The sequence below is a fragment of the Paraburkholderia solitsugae genome, from assembly GCF_013177695.1.
GTDB lineage: Bacteria > Pseudomonadota > Gammaproteobacteria > Burkholderiales > Burkholderiaceae > Paraburkholderia > Paraburkholderia solitsugae.
In genome coordinates this window covers 26,517-50,563 of the sequence record NZ_WOEY01000126.1, presented here as the reverse complement: position 1 = coordinate 50,563, position 24,047 = coordinate 26,517, and the positions used below count along the sequence as shown (strand labels likewise).

Sequence of the window (24,047 nt, the reverse complement as noted above, 5' to 3'; positions counted from 1 at the left end):
CTCACACTTACTTCAACTCCACCTCTACAAACCTGAGTTCGTGATCGCTCAAGTTGACGACGTCGTGAGACACCCCAGTGGACTTGAAATAGGATGATCCCGGTTTGATCTCAACGTCTTTATGTCCCTCTGCATCAATCAGCCTCAAGACACCAGCTGTAATCGGCACAATGACGTAGTCGTGACCGTGTGTATGGTGGCCAGTTTTAGCGCCCGGCTTAAAGGTCCACTCGGTAACGATCACTTGATCATTTTCAACATGTACAACGGATGTGGCATGCGTCATGGCTAATACCTTTCAATGTGTACTTTTGGCATTTACAGCTGCTTCAGTAGCTTCAACTGAATCGAGCGCAAACTTTTTTATCCCACAACATCGCCATCAAGGAGCTAGTAAAACGGTATGGCATTGCTGAGCAAAAGCTGCCGCAGACTACTTAATTCGTTAAGTTAAGGATGCCGAATTTTCTTGGTGTCACGCATGGAACATCGACATGTCCCCCGTCATTTCATAACGCGCAAGCTCAAGCAGACGGCGTATACGGGTGCTGGGCAGTAGTGGCTGGCCTTGGAAAGGCGGCCTTCCATGGCGCCTGGTCTATTGACGACACCGCAGTCTAGGTTAGCCTTTCTCCTCTTTCCCAGATCCAATCCGCGCAATCTTATGGAGCCAATCAAGATAAGAACCACGACGAGGCAAGATGGCTTTCCGACAATCGCGTTAGCTGTAAGTTGACCAGGCGAAACCCCTACCGCCCGAGTTTTCGTACTGCAAATTTAAAAAAAACAGTTATTTCCGCTACGAAAATTGCACTAGCATTGCCCGGCAAACAATAAACCGGCCAGCGCACGTATACAAATACGCCAATCGACGCGCGACCCATCGACCAAAAAATCTGCCATGGCTCAAATCAACGTCTCCGCGCGACTGGCGCTTGGCTTCGGCACCGTACTCATCTTGCTCACGGCCATTTCCGCTGTGGGGATGACCGGTGTGGCCAGTATCCGCGGCAAACTCGACGACATCGTCGAGGTGCACGACGCCGAGACGGCACTTGCTACGAACCTGCGGGGCGCCGTCAGTGGCATCGCCATTGCGATCCGCAACATGGCCTTGTTGACTGACGAGACAGAAGTCGCGAGCGAGCAGGCGTCCATTGCGGCGCAAGAAGCGGCTTATACAAAGAACTATCAAGCGCTTGGGCGCCTGTTCAACGCGTCCTCGCTGACGACTGACGACGAGCGCCGGCTATTCGCCAAGCTAAGGCAAGAAGAAGCCGCAACCTTACCGCTCGTCGAAAAGGAAGCACGGAGTTGGGCGCTGTCGACTGATCAGGACGCGGCAGTCAAGGTCCTCGTGAACGAAGTGCGCCCGAAACAGGCCGTCTGGCTGTCCACCCTCGACGAGCTGCTTACGCTGGAACAAGCCCGCAGTCGAGCCGCAGCGGACGGCGCCACTTCCACCTACGCGACCTTGCAGGTGATCACCGGCGTCTCGGTGGCAACCGCGCTGCTGATCGGCTTGACGGCGGCGTTTCTGATTACGCGCGGCATACTCAGGCAGCTTGGCGCGGAACCCGCCGAGGCACAGCGCATGGCACGGGAGATCGCCGCCGGCAATCTTGCGGTGACTGTGAAACTGAACAAAGGCGACGCACATAGCCTGATGGCCTCGCTCGAAACGATGCGCGTGCAACTGACATCCATCGTCACGCAAATCAAGACTTCAGCAGAGTCGATCGCAGTACGCGCTGTCGAGACGGCCGCGGGCAACGCCGATCTTTCGCAACGTACCGAGCAGCAAGCCGCCTCGCTGCAGCAGACGGCTGCCAGCATGGCGGAATTGACCTCCACTGTCAGGCAGAACAGCGAGGACGCCATGCAAGCTAGCGCGATTGCAAACATGGCTTCCGACACCGCCGTCCAGGGTGGCCATGTGGTCGAACGCGTCGTCACGACCATGCAGGACATCTCCACGAGTTCTTCGAAAGTCGGACAGATCATCAGTGTGATCGAAGGCATCGCGTTCCAGACGAATATCCTTGCGCTGAACGCCGCCGTCGAAGCGGCCCGCGCCGGCAACCAAGGGCGCGGATTCGCGGTGGTCGCGAGCGAGGTGCGCACGCTGGCGCAGCGTAGCGCGGAAGCGGCCAAGGAAATCAAGGCGTTGATCGAACGGTCGGCCGGGCACGTCGTAGCCGGCACTCAGCTCGTTGCCGAGGCCGGCGCGACGATTGATCAGGTCATGCGATCAGTGCATACGCTCACCGGCATCATGGGCAAGATCGCGCAGGCATCGACCACGCAAACGTCGGGCATCGAGCAGGTCAACCACGCCGTCGCCGAAATGGATAAGGTCACCCAGCAGAATGCGGCGCTCGTCGAGCAGGTCTCCACCGCGGCGCGATCCATGGCCAGCGGGGCAAGCGGCCTGCGCGATTCAGTGGCGGTCTTCAGAATCGGCGATGCACAGATGCAGTCTCAAGGAGCTTTCCGCTGCGCACTCGACAAATATGGAAAAGCACTTGATGGCTGATTGGTGAGCCGGAAAGCAAAAAAGCCCTTGAACGTGTCGGCTAAAGGATTCTGGCTATTCCGAGGGCCACGCCAGAATCTGAGAGGCGCACATTGTTGCACTGCTTGATTCCTAAGGGACGGACGGCGGCATGAGGGTTTACACCAATAAAAATATGCAAAACGCAGGCCGTAATAGATGGCTAATACATCCATGCCGGCCGGTCGGACATGAAAACGCTAACGTTTGCGCAGAAGCTGTGGCTGCCCCTGTTCCTGACCGTTGCCTGTCTAACGGCGATCACGGCATTTGACGCCTGGTTGTTGCGCCAGGTCCGTATCGAAGAGCGCGAGAACGATCTGGCCAACAACGCTGACAACGCGGTCAGCCTTGTGCGCCAGTACGCAGACTTGGCGCAACACGGGGTGCTCACACGTGACGTCGCGCAGAAGGAGGCCATGGAGCGCATCGAGGGCATGCGCTTCGGCAAGGATGGCTACTACACCGTCATGACCGATGAGCCGAAGATGCTCATGCACCCGTTCAAACCCGAACTGATCGGACGAACGCTCGGGGATTTCAAGGATGCCAACGGCACGCTGCTCTATCGGGATGCAGTCACCCGGGTGGAAAGCGGCTGCGCACTGGTGTCCGAGACGGGGACGGCCATCCGGGAAATTGTCGGTGCAGTCAAACGCGTGGATTCGATCGTTCACGAGATCGCAGCGGCCGCGGCTGCTCAATCACTCAGCGAGCAGGCACACGGACTGGCACTGGTCGTCGCGGCATTTCGACTGGAACCCGACGACCAGGAGCAACGAAGCCTTACTCACCACCCGGTATCGATGGAGATAGCCGATGTCGACATGGCCTAATCGCACTATGAGTTGGCTCTTCGTCCTCGCCTACGCCCTGATGGTGGTATGGCTAAATTACCTGTAACGGATGTTGTGCCACGTGTGGCGTGTTGCGTCCAAGCGGATGCCTGAGCGCCATGACGTCGAGAAGGGTGACGAAAACAGCCACTGACATCGTCGGAATGAGGTGTCTGCTGCGGTCCACGATAGCCCGTGGGACATCCCGAGTTTCAGAGGGTCACGCAAGGAGACGAACGTGAACATGGTGAAGACCGAGATCGGAGAACTTGAGAGGGCGCTGAAAGCGCTGGTTCATCGCCCGTGGCTCATCCGTCGTGAGTATTGGGCATTGCAGATCGAGTGTCTGCTTGGACGTCCCGCCCTGTCGGTACAGGATCGGCAACGACTACGCGCACTACTCGATCTGCTCGGCACCCCCGTCGCGGAATGTAGTGCCTCAGTGCAGCCCTGACAAGCGCCGCAAAATCTTCAAGGTACCAATCATGATTGGCGGGGCTAGTGTTTTTTGAAACCGATCGTCGACAAGGCAAGCGCATTGACTCTGTGGAACACACTCGCCGCAGTTGCATCAATTTCGGCGTGCGCCAGGACTGAGAAATTCGCCGACAAGGTTGCGCGACGTCAGCCATCGTTACGTCGCCTGTTTGCACTGTCTGCACGATCATTAACGGCGAACGCGCCTGCTGAGCTATCGGAAATCATTATGTTCGACAAGTCGAAATACGTATCACCAATACACACACAGGGCCTGGACCAATGGACGCGTGCATGGTACGGCGAAGCCGTTGAAGCAGGATTTATCCGGCGGCACTATCAACTCGACCCTGTGACCATAAAGCGTCTTCGGAGCTATTTCAACGCCGGCCTGTCGCCCATCGAAGCCGCCCAGGCATGCTTCGGACACAAGAACTGAAACAACCGGATGATTGCGTCATTGTCCGGTAGCCATACCTGTACGAAAGGCAGGAACCGACCTGAACAATTCGGCGAATTCCTCGCTCACGACAGTAGCCGCGCCCGTATGTGCGCCAACTCGACCGGCATCTCGCAAACACCGCCCCCGATGTCAAATTTACACCGCCCGGCTACCCCCTACCTCTCCGCCCATTCCTCGACGGGTCGCATGACTTCGTCGAAAACGGGCTCCGCGATCGCGCCTCCGGCAGACCTGTCGAGCACATCCTGATGACGCACGCGCAACCAGACTGCGGCGACGGTTGCGTCGTGCCGCCACCAGAGGTCGTCACTGCCCTCAAAGACCTCTACATTGTCTCGAGCACTCTCGCGCAGCGCGGCGCTTACGCTCAGGACATCCGCGATGCCCAATGGCGGACCATGGCTCAACGGGCTCAGGAGGCGAAGACAGCACTCGACCAGCACGGGGAGTGTCTTGAAACGCGTGCGATGGTGCTGCTTCGACAGATGACAAACGCATGCCAGGGTCTGGTTGATCGGCACGCGGCCCGTCAGGAGATTCCCTTCGCGGTCTGGCGCGAAGTGGGCAGGCTTGGGCACGACGCCTATGAGTGGGTCAATCTGACCGCCCCCCGCCGGAGAGGCCCCGACGCATGAGTCAACCGCTAATCATGTGGGCGCACTGGGCCGGGCTCGAACCGGGTCGGCGCGCGCAACGCCTCGGACCGGTGTCGCCGCCACGTCCTGGCCGCCCGATGGTCGGGCGCGTTCTAACGTCTCTGGAACACCGGCAACGCACGGATGCCACCACAGTTCGAGTCATTCCGGATGTACAGCGCAGCCCCTGATAGTGGCGGCCCACCCTGTACGAACGAAGCCCCGACCGGTGAACTGGATGGGGCACGTTTCTGCAGGGACAGACGTCACTCAATGCAAATTCGGCAAGCCGCTGTCCAGCTGACGCTGCAGTTCACGCACCTCGTGCTGCTGGGCGCGCAACTGGTGTTGAGCGGCAGCTTTCTGCTGCGCGAGCACGGTCGCTTCGGCACGCGTCCGCTGCTGCTGGCTGTTGACGATGCTCTGCTGCTGACGCGCCACATCGAGGTCGGCCTGCAGGCGGTTCGCCCGGTCTTGCGACAGCGTGATCATCCGCTCCATGAACGCCTTTTGCGCCTCGAGCCGCGTGCGGCGAATCTCGACGTCGGATAGCTGCAACGTCTGGCGCACAAAATCCTTGTAGATCATGTCGGCACGCGTTGCATCCTGCGTCTTGATGACGCGCCAGAAATTCTTTTGCTGGAACAGCGCGACGTAGTACGTCATCTCCTTGCCGTAAAACAGCAGGCTCGCGCCATAGCTGCCGTTGTACGTCGTGCGCAATTCGCTCAGATCCGAACCGCGGATCATCTGTTGCAGCTCGGCGACGTTGCCGGCGGCGGATTGCTTCGCCTCGTCGGCTGTCAGCACACCGGCCTGCCCCTGCTGTTCTTGCGTCGTGGCCAGCAGTGCCGTCGCCGTGCCCGGCTGGGCAACGACGGCCGCGCTCGCGCCGCTGTCCGGCAAAGTCTGCGCATCCACACCCTGCGCGCCCCCCATCGCGACGAGTGCGGTCATGGCGAGCTTCTGGGCGAAAGACAGTTTCATATGTTTGCCAACCTCTCATATCGATAGCAACGAGCAGGCCAAATCGCCAACCCCATCTGGTAAAGCGAACCCTTGGTCACCTGTTAACGGCGATTGCTCGGGAATGTTGAGGTGACAAACGGGAGATTGACGGGAAAATAGAAGTGTGTCGGGTTCGACTGGCGAGCGTTCGGGGAGCTTGAATCTCACGGTTATCAGAGACCAATGCAGAGCGGGACAGCTAGCATCAGGGAGGCGGGATCACAAACAAGCGGTGCGTCGCGTTTCACTGCGTTCACAACGAATCACCCGTCGTTATCGGAGCAGGACCAGTCTGCACGCACCGTCGACGTCCTGGATGAACGTCTGCCTCAAGAATGCGGCCGTCGGGCCGATAAGAGCATGGGAAGAACTTTCTTTGCGCACGAGTGTTGAGTAGAAAAACCCCAAATGTATTGTTTGTGTGACCGTTCGTGCGTTCTCCTGCGCGTTTTGCGCATTGCGATGCTAGCCAGTGCCTGTGTGGCAGGATGGCCAGCCGACGCACGGTCTGCGACCGAACCAGTTCAGGGCGGCGACCCTACGCAGCGCGCTGATGCGGATTTGGCTGCGCTCCCGCTCGAAGACCTGATGCAGGTTACGGTCAGCACGGCCAGCCGACTCGAGCAGCCCATCTCCGATGCGCCTGCTGCTGTTGTCGTCTTGACGGCTAGGGACATCCGGGATTTTGGCTGGAGAACGCTCGCCGACGCCCTGGCCTCGCTGCCCGGGCTCTATGTCAGTTATGACCGCGACTACGCCTATCTCGGCGCGCGCGGCTTCCAGCGCCCGGGCGACTACAACAGCCGGTTCCTGCTTCTGGTTGACGGCGTGCGGATAAACGACGCCGTTTACGACCAGGCCCCGATCGGTACGGATTTCCCGGTCGACATGGACATGGTCGAGCGTATTGAATACGTACCAGGCCCAGGGTCAGCGGTATATGGCTCAAACGCGCTGTTTGGCATCGTCAACGTGATTACCAAAACTGGGAAGACCCTTCAAGGGCCTCAGGTGGCGGTTGCCGCGGGCAGCTTCGGCGAGAAACGGGCGCGGGCAAGCTATGGCTGGCATGGCAGTAACGGCGCAGACGTTGTGCTTTCGGCGAGCTCTTATGTCCGCAGCGGACAGGATCTCTACGACCCGGAATTCGACACAGCGGATCAGAACCACGGCGTCGCGCAAGGTTTGGACTACGACCGCGCCCAGGACTTTCTTGCAAAGTTTGCGTACGGCGATTTCGGGCTCAGCATGGGCTACGGGAACCGGACGAAGGGCGTGCCGAACGCCCCGTACGGAGCGATTTTCAACACGCCTTATAGCACCACCGATACGCACAGCTTTATCAACGGCTCGTTCCACCATGCTGTGAACGATGGGTTACAGGTCACGGCCGAAGTCGATTGGGGCCGCTACGACTACCGTAGCCTGAGCCTTTACGCACCCGGGCCGGTAGAGAACGTCGACGGAGATCACGCCCTGTGGTACGGCGGCGACGTGCACGCGACCCTGACATCCATTCCGAAGAACAAAATGGTCTTCGGTGTGGACTACACACGCGACGCTCAGCGCGACCAGTACAACTACAACGTAGACCCCTATTCGCTGCTTCTGAACGACCAGCGCAGCAGCAATCGGGAGGGCGTCTATGCCGAAGATGAACTGCAGCTACCGGCGAATTTTTCGCTGAATGCGGGGCTTCGCTACGACCAGGAATCCCTGTCGGGCGGGAATGTCAGCCCGCGACTGGCTCTTGCGTACAAGGCGTCCCCGAGAGACACGTTCAAGCTTGTCTATGGGCAAGCCTACCGGGCGCCTAATGCGTACGAGCTCTACTACGCTGTGCCGGGTGTCGGCGGACAACTGGCGAACCCATCACTGAAATCTGAACACATCACCACCAACGAATTCATCTACGAGCGACAGATCGCAGTGTCCGGCCGCGCAACCCTTTCGTTGTTCCACTATGACATTCGCGACCTGATTTCGGAGACGACGGCCCCGTCCGGGCTCTACATCTTCGAAAACGTGAATCGTGCGAACGCGAACGGCGCAGAACTTAGCTATGAACAAAGATTCGCTGGTGATGCGAGGATACGCGCCAGTTACTCATGGCAGATCGCTCGCGACAGTAACTCCGGTGCAGTCCTGCAGAACTCGCCCAGAAACCTGGCGAAGCTGAACCTCGTGCTGCCCGTCTTCGGAAATGTTGCGCGGATTGGCACAGAGATTCTGTGCGTATCGAGCCGACTCGCGGAACAGGGGCATGCGGCCGGCTATTGCCTTGGAAATGTGACCATCGGAAGCTCGCGTCTGATCAGTCATGCAGACGTCTCTTTCTCCGTCTACAACGTCGCCAACGCGCGGTATTCGGACCCGGCCGGTCCAGGGTTCACGCAGGACGTCATACCGCAGCAAAGCCGGGAATTCCTGGCCAAGCTGGTGTACGGGTTCTGAGATGTCGCTCGCCCGCATCTTCCGCTCTGCAAGCGTGCTCGCCTTCGTTATCTGGGCGCTGACGACCCTGTCGGCTCACGCGCAGGTCGATGAGTCTGCATTGAAGGCCGCTTATATCTACAACTTTACCCAATTCACGACATGGCCGCCGGGAAGTCTGTCTGACACCGCTCTCCTTGTCTGTGCGAACAGGGACAGCGACCTTGGCCTCGCACTCTCGAAACTCGACGGACGAACTGTCGGCGGCCGTGCCTGGTCAGTAGTCTCCATGCCGACGAAGAACGGCCAGGGCGGATGCAATGTCATCGTGCTGGAAAGCGAGGAACAAATCTCTCATGCGGCGAAGGACGTTCTCTCGCCGGACCAGCCGATTCTGATCATTAGCGACTTTGACACCGGCGACCACGCTGCCGTCATCCGTTTGTTCACTGACGAAAATCATCTCCGTTTCGACATAGAGAATCAGCAGGCGCTGCGCCGACATCTGTCTCTCAGCTCCAAGCTGCTTCGCCTTGCAAGGAATGTCTTATGACGTCACATGAGGAACAGGCACCAAGTCTGACGCGCGCCCTGGGGCGCTTGAACATCGTTGGCATTGCAATCGCACTGCTAATTTCCAGCGCAGGGCTGCTGGCCTACCAGGTGCTGTCGTTACGAGCCGGGCTTGCCGCTGACGCGCGCTTGCAGGCGGCCATGGTCTCGGCAAATATCACCGCGTCGCTGATGTTCCACGATGAGCAGGCCACCGGCGAGATACTCCGACCACTTGGCAACGTGCCATATGTTGAGAGTGTCGCAGTGTTCAATGCGAAGGGGAGTGTCCATGCACGGTATGCCAGAGCAGGAATCTCGCCACATGAGGCTAACGAAGCGACGCTCGCAAGCAACTTCGCGCCGGATCACTTTTCCCTCAAAGATATTTTCGTCGCCAATCCTGTCATCCACGACGGTATCGTTCTTGGTACGGTTGTGCTTGTCGCGAGCACTGAAGGCATGGTTCGAGAGCTTTGGCAGTATGCCGGCTTTCTTCTGGCGGCTTGCACATGCGCGCTCTGCGTATCGTCCGTCGTCACGTCACGCATGAAAGCGCGCGTCTCAAAGGCAGAGAGGGAACTCGAATACCTCGCGCGTACAGACCCTCTCACGGACTTGCCAAACCGCCGGGCATTCTACGACGAACTGGCGGTCCGCGTGCGACCGGGGGCCGATGACTGGGCGCACGTGACGCTGGTTTTGATTGACCTCGATAACTTCAAGACTGTTAACGACACCTTGGGACACGGTGCAGGAGACGAACTACTGCGGTCCGTCGCATCCGCCCTACGGGACGCAGTTCGCTCGACAGACGTCGTCAGTCGCATCGGAGGTGACGAATTTGCGGTACTGGCGGTCGACGACGCCGACCGCACCGCGAGTCGTCGCACTGCTGAGCGCATCACCAGCATGCTGGCGCGGCCATTCGAACTGCAAAGTGGCAGCGTTCTGGTTACAACAAGCGTCGGATTCAGTCGGTTCCCTGACGACGCGATCGACGTTGCATCACTCGTCAGCAGCGCAGACATTGCCTTGTACGCCGCAAAAAGCGGGGGAAAAAATGTCGCGGTCGAGTTCAGGCCGCAGATGACGAAGGATGCCCAGCGACGCGCACGGCTTGAGCGCGAACTGCGAGAAGCGATTGAGCACGACGCACTTGAGTTGGCCTACCAGCCTCAATACGATTGTCAGACCGGACAACTGGTAGGCGTAGAAGCGCTTGCGCGGTGGACTCATCCATCGGAAGGCAGCATTCCACCGGCAGAATTTATCCCGATCGCAGAGAACAGTGAACTCATCGTTGCGCTGGGAAGATGGGTCATGCGGCGCGCCTGTCACGATGCCGCGCGATGGAACGCCAACGCAAGCAATGCCGCAAGTGTCTCGGTGAACGTATCTGCAAAGCAACTTCGACAGCATGGATTTCACCACGATGTTCTTGAGGCTCTAAAGGATAGTGGTCTGCCCCCCTGCATGCTGGAACTCGAGCTTACCGAAAGCCTGCTCATGGCCAACATGTCGGTCGCAGTAAACGTGATGAAGCAACTGCGCGCCCAAGGTATCCGCCTGTCTATCGACGACTTTGGCACCGGTTATTCTTCACTCTCCTATCTGCAGTCATTCCCGCTCAACCAGATCAAGATAGACCGCAGCTTCGTCAAGGCACTGCCGCATGCGGGACAGCCGATTGTTACCGCCATTATCTCGATGGCGCACAGCTTCGGCCTCACTGTCGTCGCCGAAGGCGTTGAGTACCCTGCGCAACTCGCCTGGTTATGCGAGGCTGGATGTGACATCGTTCAGGGCTTTCTGACGGGCCGTCCGATGTCTTTCGCGGGAATAGCAGAGGCCATGCGCGCGAATGATGGGGCCGCCGTCGTTTCCGAAGGCGGCTGACATTTCCGATGACGAAGCGGTGTGACCTGGCCGCGCTCCCGGCACGAGACTTTTGCGTTTTCGATTCAACTCACCTAGAGGGGCGTGGTCGTCTGCCGTGCGGCCAGAGCTTGACCGGTGAAATCACAAGAATTGCCGCGAGAACCGGTAGCAGAACGGCACTGGATACGGTGCCCGCCAAATGGCCACCCACAAATGCGTCGCCGATCGAGCCGACCGTCATCAGGACCACGAATGCCCAGTTCCGTCGCAGGCCAGCGAAGCTACGTTCGAACACTTACATCGAGTCAGGAGAGCGCTTCTTTGAAGTCGCATGCAAAGGACCAGTTTTCTATGGAATTTATCGGAAGCACTGGCGAATTTGATCGGGCGGTTACAACGCGACTTGATGCGTGGCATAGAGCTTTCGTAAGGTTCAACAACACCGAGCGCGCCGCAGCAGTAGAGGAGATGAAGGACTTCGTCGATATTCCTCTCTAACTCGTCTTCGCTCGCCAAATGTATTGACGACGATGTCCATGCCCGGGTGCGAAGCAAGCGACGCACGCCGTGGCGCGACAGAAGACTGACGACCCGGATTCGGACGCGCAATGCGCTAACGAGCAGATCTGCAGCTGCGAATAAAATGCACTAGCGGCCATCCCAACTTTCGGCCCGTACAAACCGCATTGATAGTCGCTTTCCGAGTCGAAAAACAAAAAGCCGTTGAATCTCTTTTAGATTCAACGGCTTATCATTCATTTCTGGCGGAGAGACGGGGATTCGAACCCCGGATAGGTTATTAACCTATACACGCTTTCCAGGCGTGCGACTTAAACCGCTCATCCATCTCTCCGGCGGGGAGTCGAATTATAGCAAACTTCGCGCCCTGCGCCACACCCATGCGCAAACCCGCCTAAGGATGCCGGATGTAGTCCACCAGCGCCCTCGTATAAGCATCCGGTTTCCGGTCCACCAGACTCACGCCGATCGCCACCAGAAACCCCGCCGGCACGCCGAACACGCCTGAGCTGATCGGCTCGATCCCGAACCACCGCGCGCCGGCGAAGCCCGTCATCTGCGTGAAGAACGGATAGGTCGACACGATGTAGTAAATGCACACCACCAGCCCCGCCACCATGCCCGCCACCGCCCCAAGCCGGGTCGTGCGTTTCCAGAACACGCCCAGCACCAGCACCGGAAACAGGCTTGAAGCCGCCAGCGAAAACGCCGCGCCCACCAGAAACAGAATATTCCCCGTGTTCAGTGAAGCCACATACGACGCGAACAACGCCACCCCAAGCAACAAAATCTTCGAGATCGTCACGCGCCGCTGGCTCGAAGCCGTCGGATCGACCATGTGATAGTAGACGTCGTGCGATAACGCATTGGCGATCGTCAACAGCAAACCGTCCGCAGTCGAGAGCGCCGCGGCCAGCGCACCGGCCGCGATCAGCCCGGACATCACATACGGCAGCCCCGCGATCTCGGGCGCGGCGAGCACGACCATATCCGGCTGCATCTGAATCTCGCTCCAGCGCACGATACCGTCGCCGTTCGTGTCCGCAAGACTGATCAGACTCGGTTCGACCTTGCGCCATTGCATGAGCCACTGCGGCAAATCCGCAAAATGATGGCCGACCAGGTTGGTCAATATCTCGTACTTGATCAGCACCGCCAGCACGGGCACCGTTAGATAGAACAGCGCGACGAAGAACAGCGTCCAGCCGACCGAGCGTCGCGCGGACGCCACCGAGGTCGTCGTGTTGTAGCGCGTCAGGATGTGCGGCAGGCTCGCGGTACCGAGCGACAGGCACAGCAACAGCGACAGGAAATTGCGCTCATGCGTGCGCCGGTCTTCTTCGCTCGTGACGGGAAACGGCTCGTGCATCGGCACCGGCGCGGCCGCGCGCATCAACATCTCGTCGCGGCGTTGGGTCCAGACGATTTGCGCCGCGGCGGCATCGCGTGGAAATTGTTCGAGCGCCCGCTCGCGTTCCTTGATCTCACGCAGCGGGCCATTGTGGCGCCGCAAGTCCGCCACTTCCTGCGTGAGGCGCAGCTTCTCGTCGACGAACGATTGCGGCAGCGTATCGAGCCGCATCTGCATCAGCGTGGCGCGCCGCCGATAGTCGTCGCGTACGGTCTGCTCGAGCGGCGAGTCACGCACCTGCTTCTCGAGGCCTTCGACGCGCTCCATCAAGCGCCCGTAGTTGAACTGCGGCACCCAGCCGAGGCCATCCTTATGCGCGATCATCGACACGGGAATCAGAATCGCCGCGATCAAGATGATGTATTGCGCGACCTGGGTCCACGTCACGGCACGCATGCCGCCCAGAAACGAGCACACCAGAATGCCCGCGAGTCCGCAGAAAATGCCGACCGCGAAATCCACGCCAATGAAACGCGTCGCGATCAAGCCCACGCCCTGAATCTGCGCGACCAGATAGACGAACGAGCACAGGATCGCCGCTAACGCAGCGAGTCCACGCACGGCGTTGCTCGAAAAGCGCGTGCCGAGAAAGTCGGGAATCGTGTAGCGCGCGAGCTTGCGCACGTACGGCGCAAGCAGGAATGCGACAAGGCAATAGCCGCCGGTCCAGCCCATCAGGTACGCGAGACCGTCATATCCGGTCACATAAATCGACCCTGCAAGGCCGATGAACGATGCAGCGGACAACCAGTCGGCCGCAGTCGCCATGCCGTTGAAGAAGGACGGCACGCGCCGCCCGGCTACGTAGTATTCGACCAGGTCGGACGTGCGCGACAGCAGCCCGATCACCGCATACACCGCGATCGGCACGAACAGGAACACATAGCCGATCCACACACCCGGGCCGGTGGTGCGCTCGATGCGCCACATCACATAGATGAATAGCAGGAAGCCGAGCGTATAGAGCGCGTATGAGCGGATCAGCCGGTTCGTGAGCTTCATCGGCTCAGCTTCCGCGCGCAGTGGGCGCGCCGGAATCAGCACTGACATCGGCACTGACATCAACATCGGCATCGAAAGCGCATTGCAGACGGCGATCGGCGCGTTGCATCAGCACGATATACACGACGATTAACGCGACGTAGATCAGAATCGCCCCTTGCGCACCGAAGTAGAACGGCAACCTGAAGCCGCCGAAGCGCATCGGGTCCAACGCTGGCGCCAACAGCGGCAAAACGAACGACACCACGAAGCCCACCGTCATCAACGTCGCGATCAACGCAAGATTGAAACGCCAATACTTTTGATGCGCGCGCGCCATCGCTGCCGAGACCGCTGGAGGTTCGGGCGGCGGATTGAGCGTAGCGTGAGAGGTGTGGTGCGGCGCGGCCATGCGCCTGTGTATCAAAAAGCCACCGGGCAGGCAATCGGGATTGTCCGCGCGGTGGCTTTAGCTGCCTAATCTAAGCGGCCGATACCTGGGTCCGGTCAAGGACACGTCATTCGACATACCCTTGCTACAAACCCAGGCCAACCTAAGCTCAGAGCGACTCGCCGAGCTGATCGAGAATCGCCGGGTTCTCCAGCGTGGACACGTCCTGGGTGATTTCCTCGCCCTTCGCGAGCGAGCGCAACAGGCGGCGCATGATCTTGCCCGAACGCGTCTTCGGCAGGTTCTCACCGAAGCGGATGTCCTTCGGCTTGGCGATCGGACCGATCTCCTTGGCGACCCAATTGCGCAGTTCGTTGGCGAGCTTCACCGCTTCTTCGCCCTCAGGACGCGCGCGTTTGAGCACCACGAATGCGCAGACGGCCTCCCCGGTCGTATCGTCAGGACGTCCGACCACGGCTGCCTCAGCGACGAGCGGGTTCGACACGAGCGCCGACTCGATCTCCATGGTGCCGAGGCGGTGGCCGGACACGTTGAGCACATCGTCGATGCGGCCCATGATCGTGAAGTAGCCGGTTTCCTTGTCGCGCACCGCGCCATCGCCGGCGAGGTACAGCGTGCCGCCGAGTTCTTCGGGGAAGTAGCTCTTCTTGTAGCGCTCCGGATCGCCCCAAACATTGCGCAGCATCGCCGGCCACGGACGCTTCACCACCAGAATGCCGCCCTGCCCATTCGGCACGTCCTGGCCGGTTTCGTCGACGACCGCCGCCATGATGCCTGGCAGCGGCAGGGTGCACGAACCCGGCACCAGCGGCGTGGCGCCCGGCAGCGGCGTGATCATGTGGCCGCCAGTTTCGGTTTGCCACCACGTATCGACGATCGGACAACGGCCACCACCGACGTTCTCGTAATACCACACCCACGCTTCCGGATTGATCGGCTCGCCGACCGTGCCGATGATGCGCAGCGTCGACAGATCGTAGCTCTTCGGATGCACTTTCTCGTCCGCTTCAGCGTATTTGATCAGCGAGCGGATCGCGGTCGGTGCCGTGTAGAACAGCGAGACCTTGTGCTTCGCGATCATCTCCCAGAAGCGGCCGGCGTTCGGATAGGTCGGCACGCCTTCGAACACGACCTGGGTGCCGCCGAGCGTCAACGGACCATACGTGATGTAGCTATGGCCGGTAATCCAGCCGATGTCGGCGGTACACCAGAACACATCCGTGGGCTTCCAGTCGAAAGTCCACTTCATGGTCTGCGCGGCCCACAGCAGATAGCCGCCGGTGCTGTGCTGCACGCCCTTCGGCTTGCCGGTCGAACCGGACGTATACAGGATGAAAAGCGGATGCTCGGCGCCGACCCACTCCGGCGCGCATTGATCCGATTCGGCTTGCGTGAGTTCGTGCATCCACAGATCGCGGCTTTCGTTCCACGCGATCTTGCCGCCCGTGCGCTTGTAGACAATCACGCTCTTCACCGCATCGCAGCCGCCCATGGCAATGGCTTCGTCAGCGATGTTTTTCAGCGGCAATGCTTTGCCGCCGCGCATCTGTTCGTCGGAGGTCACGAGGGCTACGGCGCCCACGTCGACCAAGCGCTCATTCAGCGACTTCGACGAGAAGCCGCCGAATACCACTGAATGCGTCGCGCCGATCCGTGCACACGCCTGCATCGCGACGATGCCTTCGATCGACATCGGCATATAGATCACGACGCGATCGCCCTTCTTCACGCCACGCTTTTTCAGGGCGTTCGCAAAGCGGGACACGCGTTGCAGCAGCTCCTGATAGGTGACGTTGGTGACGGTGCCGTCGTCGGCTTCGAAGATGATCGCGACGCGCTCGCCGTTGCCGGCTTCGACGTGGCGATCGATGCTGTTATACGACGCGTTCAGCTGGCCGTCTTCGAACCACGTGTAGAAAGGCGCTTTCGATTCGTCGAGCACCTTGGTGAAGGGTTTGTTCCAGCTTAGCGTCTCGCGAGCGAGGCGCCCCCAGAAACCTTCGTAATTGCGCTCCGCTTCGGCGGCAAGCGCCCGGTACGCGTCCATACCGGAGATCGTGGCGCCAGCCGCTGCTTCAGCGGAGGGCGGGAAAACACGGCGTTCCTGAAGAACCGATTCAATCGCAGACATCGACAACCCCTTGGTGAAGATGAAACGTAAAACCTGTGCCGGCGCGCCTATGGCGCGCCATGTGATGGTGGCGCCGCAATCGGTGATCGATAGGCGGCGCGCTGTCTCCAACCCTCGCGCATCGATCGCCGATCGCTGCGCAGCGGCCCGTTCGCCTTTCACTTTCATTTATGATGCACTGCAACATAAATGCGTGCGAGACCGACGTTCCGCTCTCGTGTTCAAACATAAACTTTGCAACTTACCGGCCACTTACGCGAGCCGCATCGCATGGCGGGCAAAAACCCTTACGCGGTTCAGACCCGTCAGGCACGGCATGCTACGCGCTACGTTCCGTTCATGCACCCGGATCAACATACCGATACAACCGAACCATGCCGATATCGGGCGCACGGGAAGCATCACATGTGCCGCGCTGGCGCCTCGCCTTTACGCTGGCTCACACGCCCTCTTACAATGCTAACTGAACTAGCCGTCTGGATTCCAGCTTGAATCGTTACTCCCTGCTTCTCATTACCTCGATGCTGCTGGTCGGCAGCAATGTCGGAATCGGTAAATCAATCGTCGAGTTCGTCCCGGTCCCCCTGTTCGCGCTGCTGCGCTTCGTCATTGCAATGGCGGTGTTGTGGCCGCTGCTGCGCGTCGCCAAGCTGCGCCGTGTCAAACGCGATGAATGGCTCAACCTGTTTTTGCAGGCGCTGTTCGGCACCTTCGGGTTCACGTTGCTGATGCTGGGCGGCGTGCAGCGCACCAGCGCGGTCGCGGCCGGCGTCATCACCAGCACGATTCCCGCCGTCGTGGCGCTGCTCTCGTGGCTGATCCTCAAAGAGCGTCCGAACGGTCGGGCACTCGCATCGATCGCGCTGGCGATCGTCGGCGTGGTTGTCATCAATCTCGCCCATGTGGATGAGAACGCGGGCGGCGAGACTTCGTTCACCGGCAATCTGATGGTGCTGGGCGCCGTGTGCTGCGAATCGCTTTACATCATCCTGTCGCGCCGTTTGACGCAAACGCTCGCGCCGATCGACATCTGCGCCTACACGCATATGTTCGGCCTGCTGCTGATGCTGCCGCTCGGCGCCACCGCGCTGCTGCATTTCGACTATCGCGCCGTGCCAGTTAGCGTCTGGACGCTGGTGCTGTGGTACGGGCTATCGGCGAGCATCTTCTCGTTCTGGCTGTGGATGAAGGGCATTCGCTATGTGCCGGGCAGTCTCGCAGGCGTGTTCAGCGCCGTGCTGCCGGTGGCCGCAGCCCTCTACGGCATCGTCTTTCTCGACGAGCGGCCCACGCTCGCGCACGGCATCGCGCTCGCGTGCGTGGTGGCAGGGATCGGGCTGGCGAGCCTGAAGGTCAAGCGGGCGCCGCCTCGCCCTGCCCGCCGCGCCGCAGCAAATTCAGCCGACGCTGTACAATAGCGCGCCTGACGCGAGCTTTTCCGGCCTCCCCTGGCCGCGTTCCGCGCCGTCTGCGCCCTGGTTTGCGTGCTCGATCCGCGCGTTTGGTTTGCGCTTCGGATCAGCGCATTTAGTCCGTGTTCCGTCACCTGCGTTTCATCTGACTCTTGCCTATGTCCGCCTCGCGACCCGACTCAGCCCGTCAGCGCCGCCCGATGCGCCCGCTGCCCGCCATCATCTTCATGAGCCGTTGGCTGCAAGTGCCGCTCTACCTGGGCCTGATCGTCGCCCAAGGTGTCTACGTCGTCCTGTTCCTGAAAGAAGTCTGGCATCTGGTCAGCGCGTCCATGACGCTCGACGAGACCAACATCATGCTGGTGGTACTTGGCCTGATCGACGTGGTGATGATCTCGAACCTGCTGATCATGGTGATCGTCGGCGGGTATGAAACCTTCGTGTCGCGCTTAGGCGTGGAGGGTCATCCGGACGAACCGGAATGGCTCGACCACGTGAACGCCGGCGTGCTGAAGGTCAAATTGTCGATGGCGCTGATCAGCATCTCGTCGATCCATCTGCTGAAGACCTTCATCAGCCCCGATCAGAATTCGACGCACACCATCATGTGGCAGGTCATTATCCACGTCGCGTTCCTCGTGTCGGCGCTGGTGATGGCTCTCGTCGACCGTCTGACCACCCATACGCATCCGAAACATTTTCAGGAACCCACGGCGCTGCATGTCGTGAGTTCGACCGGTTCCACTCCCCTGAAGGCGCACGACTGACCGCACTGCCCTGCGTGTCCGACAACAAGCGCCACTGTCCCCACTGAGCTAGCCATGACCGTCATCAAACAGGAAGATCTGATTCAGAGCATTGCTGATTCGCTTCAGTACATCAGCTATTACCACCCGCTCGATTACATCCAGGCCTTGGGCCGCGCATACGAACTCGAAGAGAGTCCGGCCGCGAAGGATGCGATCGCGCAGATTCTCACCAACAGCCGTATGTGCGCCGAAGGCAAGCGACCGATCTGCCAGGACACCGGCATCGTCACGGTGTTCGTGAAGGTCGGCATGGACGTGCGGTGGGACGGTGCGACGATGGGCGTCACCGAGATGATCAACGAAGGCGTGCGCCGCGGTTACCTGAACCCGGACAACGTGCTGCGCGCGTCGATCGTGAGCCCGCCGGAAGGCGCGCGCAAGAACACGAAGGACAACACACCGGCCGTGATCCACTACGAGATCGTGCCGGGTGACAAAGTCGACGTGCAGGTCGCAGCCAAGGGCGGCGGCTCGGAGAACAAATCGAAGTTCGCGATGCTGAACCCGTCGGACTCGATCGTCGACTGGATTCTGAAGACCGTGCCGACCATGGGCGCAGGCTGGTGCCCGCCGGGCATGCTCGGCATCGGCATTGGCGGCACCGCTGAGAAAGCGATGGTGATGGCGAAGGAATCGCTGATGGATCCGATCGACATTCAGGACGTGATCGCCCGCGGCCCGAAGGACTGGATCGAAGAACTGCGTGTCGAACTGCACGAGAAGGTCAACGCGCTCGGCATCGGCGCACAAGGTCTCGGCGGTCTTGCCACTGTGCTCGACGTGAAGATCATGGCTGCACCGACGCACGCTGCGAGCAAGCCGATCGCGATCATCCCGAACTGCGCGGCGACCCGTCACGCGCACTTCACGCTGGATGGCTCGGGCGTGGCGAAGCTCGAAGCGCCGTCGCTCGACGCATGGCCGAAGGTGCAGTGGGAACCGGATACGGAAAAGAGCCAGCGCGTCGATCTGAACACGCTGACGCCGGAAGAAGTCGCCGCCTGGAAGCCGGGCCAGACGTTGTTGTTGTCGGGCAAGATGTTAACGGGCCGCGACGCCGCGCATAAGCGCATCGCCGATATGCTGGCGAAGGGCGAAAAGCTGCCGGTCGACTTCACCAACCGCGTGATCTACTACGTCGGCCCGGTCGATCCGGTGCGCGACGAAGCCGTCGGCCCCGCCGGCCCGACCACCGCCACACGCATGGACAAATTCACCGAGACCATGTTGTCGCAAACCGGTCTCATTTCGATGATCGGTAAAGCCGAGCGTGGCCCGGTTGCGATCGAAGCAATCAAGAAGCACAAGGCTGCGTATCTGATGGCCGTGGGCGGCGCTGCTTACCTCGTGTCGAAGGCAATTCGCAGCGCGAAGGTTCTCGCGTTCGAAGACCTCGGCATGGAAGCGATCTACGAATTCGACGTGCAGGACATGCCGGTAACGGTCGCCGTTGATTCGAACGGCACCTCGGTGCACCAGACCGGCCCGAAGGAATGGCAAGCCAAGATCGGCAAGATTCCGGTCGCGACGGTTTAATTCGCCGCTAACGCCTGTCACGCGCATCAAGAAGCCGGGGCTGCGGTCCCGGCTTTTTTATTGCCACGCTTGTTGCCACGCTTGTTGCCACGCGAAGTGCCACGCGAAGTGCCACGCGTGATGCCAGGAACAATGTCAAAAGATGCTTCTGTTTCCTTGGCTTTTTAAGGCCTGGCGTTTATTGTTGTTGAAAATTCAAAACTCCCATAAGGAATCCCCATGCAAGGCGACAAGAAAGTTATCGAGTATTTGAACTCCCAACTCAAGAACGAGCTCACCGCCATCAACCAGTACTTCCTGCACGCGCGGATGTACAAGCACTGGGGCCTCGAAAAACTCGGCAAGCATGAATACGACGAATCGATCGGCGAAATGAAGCACGCCGACTGGCTAATCGAACGCATTTTCATGCTCGACGGCCTGCCGAACCTGCAAGACCTGCACAAGCTGTTGATCGGCGAAGAAACCAAAGAAATCCTTGAATGCGATCTGAAGCTCGAACAGATTTCGCAAAGCACCTGCAAAGAAGCGATCGTGCATTGCGAATCGGTTCGCGATTTCATCTCGCGTGAAATCTTCGTGAAGATTCTCGACGACACGGAAGAACATATCGACTGGCTTGAAACCCAGATCGACCTGATCGACAAGGTCGGTATCCAGAATTACCAGCAAACCGCAATGGGTTCGATCGAGTCCTGATCGGACCATGTTGGAAAAGCCCACACGCCGGCTCATGGGCCTGCTCATACGCGATCTCGTTGGCCAGCCTATTGGCCAGCTTGTTTGCCAGAGTCGGCGCCGCGCGGGCGATATACTTGCGCACCTCCCCGTTTTCGTGAGTTTCCCGTGACTGCTATGCCGCGCGTGTCCTCATCGCCTATGCCCGCAGAATCATCATCTTCGAGTGCCCGGATCGCCACCTCAGGTGGCAGTTCGCGCGCGCCGGTCGGCATATTCGACTCGGGTCTGGGCGGTTTGTCAGTGCTGCGGGCGGTCCGGGCGCAACTGCCCGGCGAAGCGCTCATCTACGTCGCCGACTCGCGCTACGCCCCCTACGGCGAACGCGACGACGACTTCATCGCCGACCGTACCCTCGCAATTGGCGAATGGCTAGTCAAGGAAGGCGCCAAGGCACTGGTGGTCGCATGCAACACGGCGACCGCGCAATCCATCGCACTGGTCCGCGAAACGCTGTCCATTCCGCTGATTGGCGTCGAGCCGGGTATCAAACCGGCCGCGCTGCAGTCGAAAACGCGTGTCGCCGGCGTGCTCGCCACACAAGTGACCTTGCGCAGTGCCCGCTTTCAGGCACTGCTGGAGCGCTACGCCGCCGATTGCCGCTTTCTTTGCCAACCAGGCCACGGGCTCGTGCAGGCGGTGGAACGCTGTGACGTAGGCTCCGCCGAACTGCGTGCGCTGCTGCGCAGCTACCTGCAGCCCATGCTCGATGCCGGCGCCGATACGCTCGTGCTCGGCTGCACCCACTACCCGTTTTTCGATGCGGCGATTTGCGACATCGTCGGCGACCGGCTGACGCTGATCGATACGAGCGTGGCCATCGCGCGCCAGCTGGAACGGGTACTCGACCAGCACGGGTTGCGCGCCACCCCGGAAAGCGCCGACGCTGTTCTGCCCCGCTTTTATTCGACCGGCGACGGCACGCATCAGCAACAGCTCGCCGCTACGCTGCTGCAAATCGACACGGCGGTCGAGCAGGTCGTGATCCCGTCGCGCCGCACGGCAGCGCCGGATTCCCAAGCCGCATAAAACCCTCGCCCGCTGCGTTTTGGGCCGCTGCGCGGCCTTTCTGCGCGCTTTTTAGGCGTTTTTACGCCCTTCCCGCCGCTCGCCCCGAACCTCATCCGTTAGACGAAACCCTTCTAAGAGTCTGGTTTTGTTACAAAAAATCATGCAGGACGCTTGCCAAAAGGCCCAATCAAAATGATAATAGTTCGCATTAACGTTAGCTATGACGCCCTGCCATGATTGTCTGTGTCTGCAAGTCTGTTTCTGACCGAAAGATCCGTGCCTCGATCGCGGAAGGCGTCGACTCGTTCGACGAACTCCAGTTCGAACTCGGTGTCGCCTCCTGCTGCGGCAAGTGCGCGGATTCCGTGCGCGACGTCATGATGGAAAGCGGCGTGTGCGCAAGCCGCTGCGGTTTCGACCATCACTCGCAAGTTATGCCGCTGACGTTTTACGAACGCAAGGCCGCCTGAGGCGGGACTTGAAGGCGCGGCCCACGCCGCGCCTCGGGTGTTCGTTGCTTCGTCGCTTCATGCTCTGTTTTACGCGCCGTTTCATGCGCGGCGTCACGCGTTATCCCACTGCCGTCAGCAAGCCAGTATCCGTACCAGCCAGCTACCCGATCATCCGTTAAAAGGAGTTCGAGATGGAATTGCTGATTGGTTTCGTGACTACTTTGTTCATTTCGCTGCTGATCTTCCGAACATGACGATGTCTTGTCTGACTTGCCGCATCGACGGCACGTCGCCACGCTAACATGCAGGCCTCGCATACCGTTTCAGCCGGCGCCACGCTGGCTTCGCTCCCCCGAATGAACTCCCGTACCTTGACCGTGACTGCCGCGGTCGCGGCAATTCACGTCGCTTTGCTTGCGGTAGTCCTGACGCTCCGTCATGAGCCCGTGCAACCGGTGCTCGAATCGCGCGTCATGACCGCGCAGTTGCTGCCGCCGGCGCCCGTGGCCGCGCCCGTCGCGCTGCAATCGATCGCGCCGCCACCGCCCAAGCCGACGCCGCCGGTCCATACCAAAGCCAAAGTTCAGTCAAAGCCGACACCGACGCCCAAACCGACGCCTACGCCGCTGCCCGAGGCCGCTGCGCCATCGCCCACGCCAGTCGCAGAGGCTGCTCCGACACCGCCCGCGCCGGCCGCACCGCCCGCTCAGGCTACGCCGGCAGTCGGCCGTCCGACGATGGAAATCACCGCGCCGAAAAACGTTTCGCACATCGACTGCAACATGGTCACGCCCGAGTACCCGTCGCTGTCCAGGCGACGCGGTGAAACCGGCACCGCCTATGTGAAGTTCGTGGTCGGACTGACGGGCAAGCTCGAGAGCATCGAACTGAAGAAGAGCAGCGGTTTCAACCGTCTGGACGATGCCGCAGTTGCCGCAGCGCACGCGAGTGCCTGCAAGCCCTATCTCGAGAACGGTCAGCCGATTCGGGCCACGTACACCCAGCCTTACAACTTCAATCTGAACGATTGAGGCAGATTTTAAAAACAAGGAATTGCAATGCAAAACTACGGATTGGCGCACGTGTGGGCGCAAGGGGATTTCGTGACACGCGGTATCGCGCTCGCGCTGTTGATCATGTCGGTGATGTCGTGGAGCGTAATCGTCATCAAAGGCTGGAATGTGATGCGCCTGAAGCGTCTCACGAAGAATGCCGAGCAGCAGTTCTGGCATTCGGACGATCTCGCCGACGGCGTGAAGAAACTCGGCGCTGGATCGTCGACGCCGCAGGACAATCCGTTCCTGGCACTCGCGTTGTCGGGCCAGGAGGCCGCGGATCACCATCATCAGACGCAGCCGCATCTGCACGATCGCATGGACGTGTCGGATTGGGTGACGCGCTGCCTGAAGGACACGATGGATGAAAGCGTCGCGCGCATGCAAAGCGGCCTGGCGATTCTCGCGTCGATCGGCAGCACGGCGCCGTTCGTCGGCCTGTTCGGCACGGTGTGGGGCATCTATCACGCACTGCTGGCGATCGGCACAAGCGGCCAGTCGTCGATCGATCAGGTTGCGGGTCCGGTCGGCGAAGCGCTGATCATGACCGCGTTCGGCCTGTTCGTTGCGATTCCGGCGGTGCTCGGCTACAACGCCTTGACGCGTGCCAACAAGGCGATTGTCGCCAAGCTGAGCCGCTTCGCGCACGGTCTGCACGCCTTCTTCGTGACGGGCGCCCGTCTGTCGTCGTCCAAGCGCGGCGACGGTTTGCGCCTCGCCACGCGCGCCCACTGATCGACG

The 24,047-nt window shown here is 60.1% G+C and carries 21 protein-coding genes and 1 tRNA gene; 15 read left to right on the top strand and 7 right to left on the bottom strand.

Going from position 1 to position 24,047, the window contains the following annotated elements; translation table 11 throughout:
- Positions 1 to 7: 7 nt before the first annotated feature.
- Positions 8 to 286: a cupin domain-containing protein gene (locus GNZ12_RS31395; protein WP_172316005.1), complete on the bottom strand. Its 279-nt coding sequence runs from the start codon at positions 284 to 286 to the stop codon at positions 8 to 10.
- Between the two features lie 615 nt (positions 287 to 901).
- On the opposite strand from GNZ12_RS31395, the gene GNZ12_RS31390 reads away from it, so the two are divergent.
- The 4 genes from GNZ12_RS31390 to GNZ12_RS31375 all read left to right on the top strand — a co-directional run bounded on the left by GNZ12_RS31390 (position 902) and on the right by GNZ12_RS31375 (position 4,306).
- Positions 902 to 2,536, top strand: coding sequence for a methyl-accepting chemotaxis protein (locus tag GNZ12_RS31390; RefSeq protein WP_172316004.1), 1,635 nt, complete (start codon positions 902 to 904; stop codon positions 2,534 to 2,536).
- A gap of 209 nt (positions 2,537 to 2,745) precedes the next feature.
- Positions 2,746 to 3,390, top strand: a complete 645-nt coding sequence (locus tag GNZ12_RS44620) for a cache domain-containing protein (RefSeq protein ID WP_235993938.1) — start codon at positions 2,746 to 2,748, stop codon at positions 3,388 to 3,390.
- A gap of 244 nt (positions 3,391 to 3,634) precedes the next feature.
- Positions 3,635 to 3,844, top strand: a complete 210-nt coding sequence (locus GNZ12_RS31380; protein ID WP_172316020.1) for a hypothetical protein — start codon at positions 3,635 to 3,637, stop codon at positions 3,842 to 3,844.
- Positions 3,845 to 3,898: 54 nt separating this feature from the next.
- A complete protein-coding gene (locus GNZ12_RS31375; RefSeq protein WP_172315966.1) occupies positions 3,899 to 4,306 on the top strand; it encodes a hypothetical protein in 408 nt (135 codons plus the stop codon).
- A 179-nt stretch (positions 4,307 to 4,485) separates the two neighbouring features.
- Here GNZ12_RS31375 and GNZ12_RS31370 read toward each other — a convergent pair whose 3' ends face one another.
- Together GNZ12_RS31370 and GNZ12_RS31365 are read right to left on the bottom strand one after the other, a co-directional pair.
- Complete coding sequence (locus GNZ12_RS31370) at positions 4,486 to 4,908, bottom strand: hypothetical protein (RefSeq protein ID WP_172316003.1); 423 nt, start codon at positions 4,906 to 4,908, stop codon at positions 4,486 to 4,488.
- Positions 4,909 to 5,235: 327 nt separating this feature from the next.
- Positions 5,236 to 5,952 (bottom strand): DUF2968 domain-containing protein, encoded by a 717-nt coding sequence (locus GNZ12_RS31365; protein ID WP_172316002.1) that lies wholly within the window; start codon positions 5,950 to 5,952, stop codon positions 5,236 to 5,238.
- 429 nt (positions 5,953 to 6,381) lie between these two features.
- Between GNZ12_RS31365 and GNZ12_RS31360 the strand changes: the two genes are divergently transcribed.
- Genes GNZ12_RS31360 through GNZ12_RS31350 form a run of 3 tightly spaced genes read left to right on the top strand, consistent with a single transcriptional unit; the run spans position 6,382 to position 10,857 of the window.
- Complete coding sequence (locus GNZ12_RS31360; protein WP_172316001.1) at positions 6,382 to 8,427, top strand: TonB-dependent receptor plug domain-containing protein; 2,046 nt, start codon at positions 6,382 to 6,384, stop codon at positions 8,425 to 8,427.
- 1 nt (position 8,428) lies between these two features.
- Positions 8,429 to 8,959, top strand: coding sequence for a YfiR family protein (locus GNZ12_RS31355; RefSeq protein ID WP_172316000.1), 531 nt, complete (start codon positions 8,429 to 8,431; stop codon positions 8,957 to 8,959).
- On the top strand, positions 8,956 to 10,857 hold the full coding sequence (locus GNZ12_RS31350; protein WP_172315999.1) for a putative bifunctional diguanylate cyclase/phosphodiesterase: 1,902 nt from the start codon (positions 8,956 to 8,958) through the stop codon (positions 10,855 to 10,857). The genes GNZ12_RS31355 and GNZ12_RS31350 overlap by 4 nt, the downstream gene beginning before the upstream one ends.
- Positions 10,858 to 11,601: 744 nt before the next feature.
- On the opposite strand, the gene GNZ12_RS31345 is transcribed toward GNZ12_RS31350, so the two are convergent.
- From GNZ12_RS31345 to acs, 4 genes are all read right to left on the bottom strand, one after another.
- Positions 11,602 to 11,692: transfer RNA gene (locus tag GNZ12_RS31345), tRNA-Ser, on the bottom strand.
- A gap of 60 nt (positions 11,693 to 11,752) precedes the next feature.
- Positions 11,753 to 13,771, bottom strand: a complete 2,019-nt coding sequence (locus tag GNZ12_RS31340) for a sodium:solute symporter family protein (protein ID WP_172315998.1) — start codon at positions 13,769 to 13,771, stop codon at positions 11,753 to 11,755.
- Between the two features lie 4 nt (positions 13,772 to 13,775).
- Positions 13,776 to 14,162: a DUF4212 domain-containing protein gene (locus tag GNZ12_RS31335; protein WP_172315997.1), complete on the bottom strand. Its 387-nt coding sequence runs from the start codon at positions 14,160 to 14,162 to the stop codon at positions 13,776 to 13,778.
- Positions 14,163 to 14,310: 148 nt separating this feature from the next.
- Positions 14,311 to 16,293 carry an acetate--CoA ligase gene (gene acs, locus GNZ12_RS31330; protein ID WP_172315996.1) on the bottom strand — a complete coding sequence of 661 codons (1,983 nt, stop codon included), beginning with the start codon at positions 16,291 to 16,293 and terminating at the stop codon, positions 14,311 to 14,313.
- Positions 16,294 to 16,781: 488 nt separating this feature from the next.
- Here acs and GNZ12_RS31325 point away from each other — a divergent pair, with 488 nt between their 5' ends.
- The 8 genes from GNZ12_RS31325 (at position 16,782) to GNZ12_RS31290 (ending at position 24,041) form a co-directional block, all read left to right on the top strand.
- Positions 16,782 to 17,711, top strand: a complete 930-nt coding sequence (locus GNZ12_RS31325) for a DMT family transporter (RefSeq protein WP_172315995.1) — start codon at positions 16,782 to 16,784, stop codon at positions 17,709 to 17,711.
- A gap of 194 nt (positions 17,712 to 17,905) precedes the next feature.
- Positions 17,906 to 18,472: a TIGR00645 family protein gene (locus GNZ12_RS31320; protein ID WP_216673446.1), complete on the top strand. Its 567-nt coding sequence runs from the start codon at positions 17,906 to 17,908 to the stop codon at positions 18,470 to 18,472.
- Between the two features lie 54 nt (positions 18,473 to 18,526).
- Positions 18,527 to 20,050 carry a fumarate hydratase gene (locus tag GNZ12_RS31315; RefSeq protein WP_172315993.1) on the top strand — a complete coding sequence of 508 codons (1,524 nt, stop codon included), beginning with the start codon at positions 18,527 to 18,529 and terminating at the stop codon, positions 20,048 to 20,050.
- Between the two features lie 219 nt (positions 20,051 to 20,269).
- Positions 20,270 to 20,749, top strand: coding sequence for a bacterioferritin (bfr, locus tag GNZ12_RS31310; RefSeq protein ID WP_172315992.1), 480 nt, complete (start codon positions 20,270 to 20,272; stop codon positions 20,747 to 20,749).
- Between the two features lie 180 nt (positions 20,750 to 20,929).
- Positions 20,930 to 21,817, top strand: coding sequence for a glutamate racemase (gene murI / locus GNZ12_RS31305; RefSeq protein ID WP_172315991.1), 888 nt, complete (start codon positions 20,930 to 20,932; stop codon positions 21,815 to 21,817).
- A gap of 215 nt (positions 21,818 to 22,032) precedes the next feature.
- The gene (locus tag GNZ12_RS31300; protein WP_172315990.1) at positions 22,033 to 22,269 is read left to right on the top strand and encodes a (2Fe-2S)-binding protein; all 237 of its coding nucleotides are present in this window, start codon (positions 22,033 to 22,035) and stop codon (positions 22,267 to 22,269) included.
- A gap of 284 nt (positions 22,270 to 22,553) precedes the next feature.
- Positions 22,554 to 23,282, top strand: coding sequence for an energy transducer TonB (locus GNZ12_RS31295; RefSeq protein ID WP_172315989.1), 729 nt, complete (start codon positions 22,554 to 22,556; stop codon positions 23,280 to 23,282).
- Positions 23,283 to 23,309: 27 nt separating this feature from the next.
- Positions 23,310 to 24,041, top strand: coding sequence for a MotA/TolQ/ExbB proton channel family protein (locus GNZ12_RS31290; RefSeq protein WP_172315988.1), 732 nt, complete (start codon positions 23,310 to 23,312; stop codon positions 24,039 to 24,041).
- The last annotated feature ends 6 nt before the right edge of the window (positions 24,042 to 24,047 follow it).

Bases quoted from the DNA above. Each gene is read 5' to 3' on its own strand.
- GNZ12_RS31320 (WP_216673446.1), top strand. From the start codon at position 17,906: ATGCGCCCGCTGCCCGCCATCATCTTCATGAGCCGTTGGCTGCAAGTG.
- GNZ12_RS31395 (WP_172316005.1), bottom strand. From the start codon at position 286: ATGACGCATGCCACATCCGTTGTACATGTTGAAAATGATCAAGTGATC.
- GNZ12_RS44620 (WP_235993938.1), top strand. From the start codon at position 2,746: ATGAAAACGCTAACGTTTGCGCAGAAGCTGTGGCTGCCCCTGTTCCTG.
- GNZ12_RS31390 (WP_172316004.1), top strand. From the start codon at position 902: ATGGCTCAAATCAACGTCTCCGCGCGACTGGCGCTTGGCTTCGGCACC.
- acs (WP_172315996.1), bottom strand. From the start codon at position 16,293: ATGTCTGCGATTGAATCGGTTCTTCAGGAACGCCGTGTTTTCCCGCCC.
- GNZ12_RS31365 (WP_172316002.1), bottom strand. From the start codon at position 5,952: ATGAAACTGTCTTTCGCCCAGAAGCTCGCCATGACCGCACTCGTCGCG.
- GNZ12_RS31335 (WP_172315997.1), bottom strand. From the start codon at position 14,162: ATGGCCGCGCCGCACCACACCTCTCACGCTACGCTCAATCCGCCGCCC.
- GNZ12_RS31290 (WP_172315988.1), top strand. From the start codon at position 23,310: ATGCAAAACTACGGATTGGCGCACGTGTGGGCGCAAGGGGATTTCGTG.
- GNZ12_RS31300 (WP_172315990.1), top strand. From the start codon at position 22,033: ATGATTGTCTGTGTCTGCAAGTCTGTTTCTGACCGAAAGATCCGTGCC.
- GNZ12_RS31380 (WP_172316020.1), top strand. From the start codon at position 3,635: ATGGTGAAGACCGAGATCGGAGAACTTGAGAGGGCGCTGAAAGCGCTG.
- GNZ12_RS31340 (WP_172315998.1), bottom strand. From the start codon at position 13,771: ATGAAGCTCACGAACCGGCTGATCCGCTCATACGCGCTCTATACGCTC.
- GNZ12_RS31360 (WP_172316001.1), top strand. From the start codon at position 6,382: ATGTATTGTTTGTGTGACCGTTCGTGCGTTCTCCTGCGCGTTTTGCGC.
- murI (WP_172315991.1), top strand. From the start codon at position 20,930: ATGCCCGCAGAATCATCATCTTCGAGTGCCCGGATCGCCACCTCAGGT.
- bfr (WP_172315992.1), top strand. From the start codon at position 20,270: ATGCAAGGCGACAAGAAAGTTATCGAGTATTTGAACTCCCAACTCAAG.
- GNZ12_RS31295 (WP_172315989.1), top strand. From the start codon at position 22,554: ATGCAGGCCTCGCATACCGTTTCAGCCGGCGCCACGCTGGCTTCGCTC.
- GNZ12_RS31315 (WP_172315993.1), top strand. From the start codon at position 18,527: ATGACCGTCATCAAACAGGAAGATCTGATTCAGAGCATTGCTGATTCG.
- GNZ12_RS31355 (WP_172316000.1), top strand. From the start codon at position 8,429: ATGTCGCTCGCCCGCATCTTCCGCTCTGCAAGCGTGCTCGCCTTCGTT.
- GNZ12_RS31350 (WP_172315999.1), top strand. From the start codon at position 8,956: ATGACGTCACATGAGGAACAGGCACCAAGTCTGACGCGCGCCCTGGGG.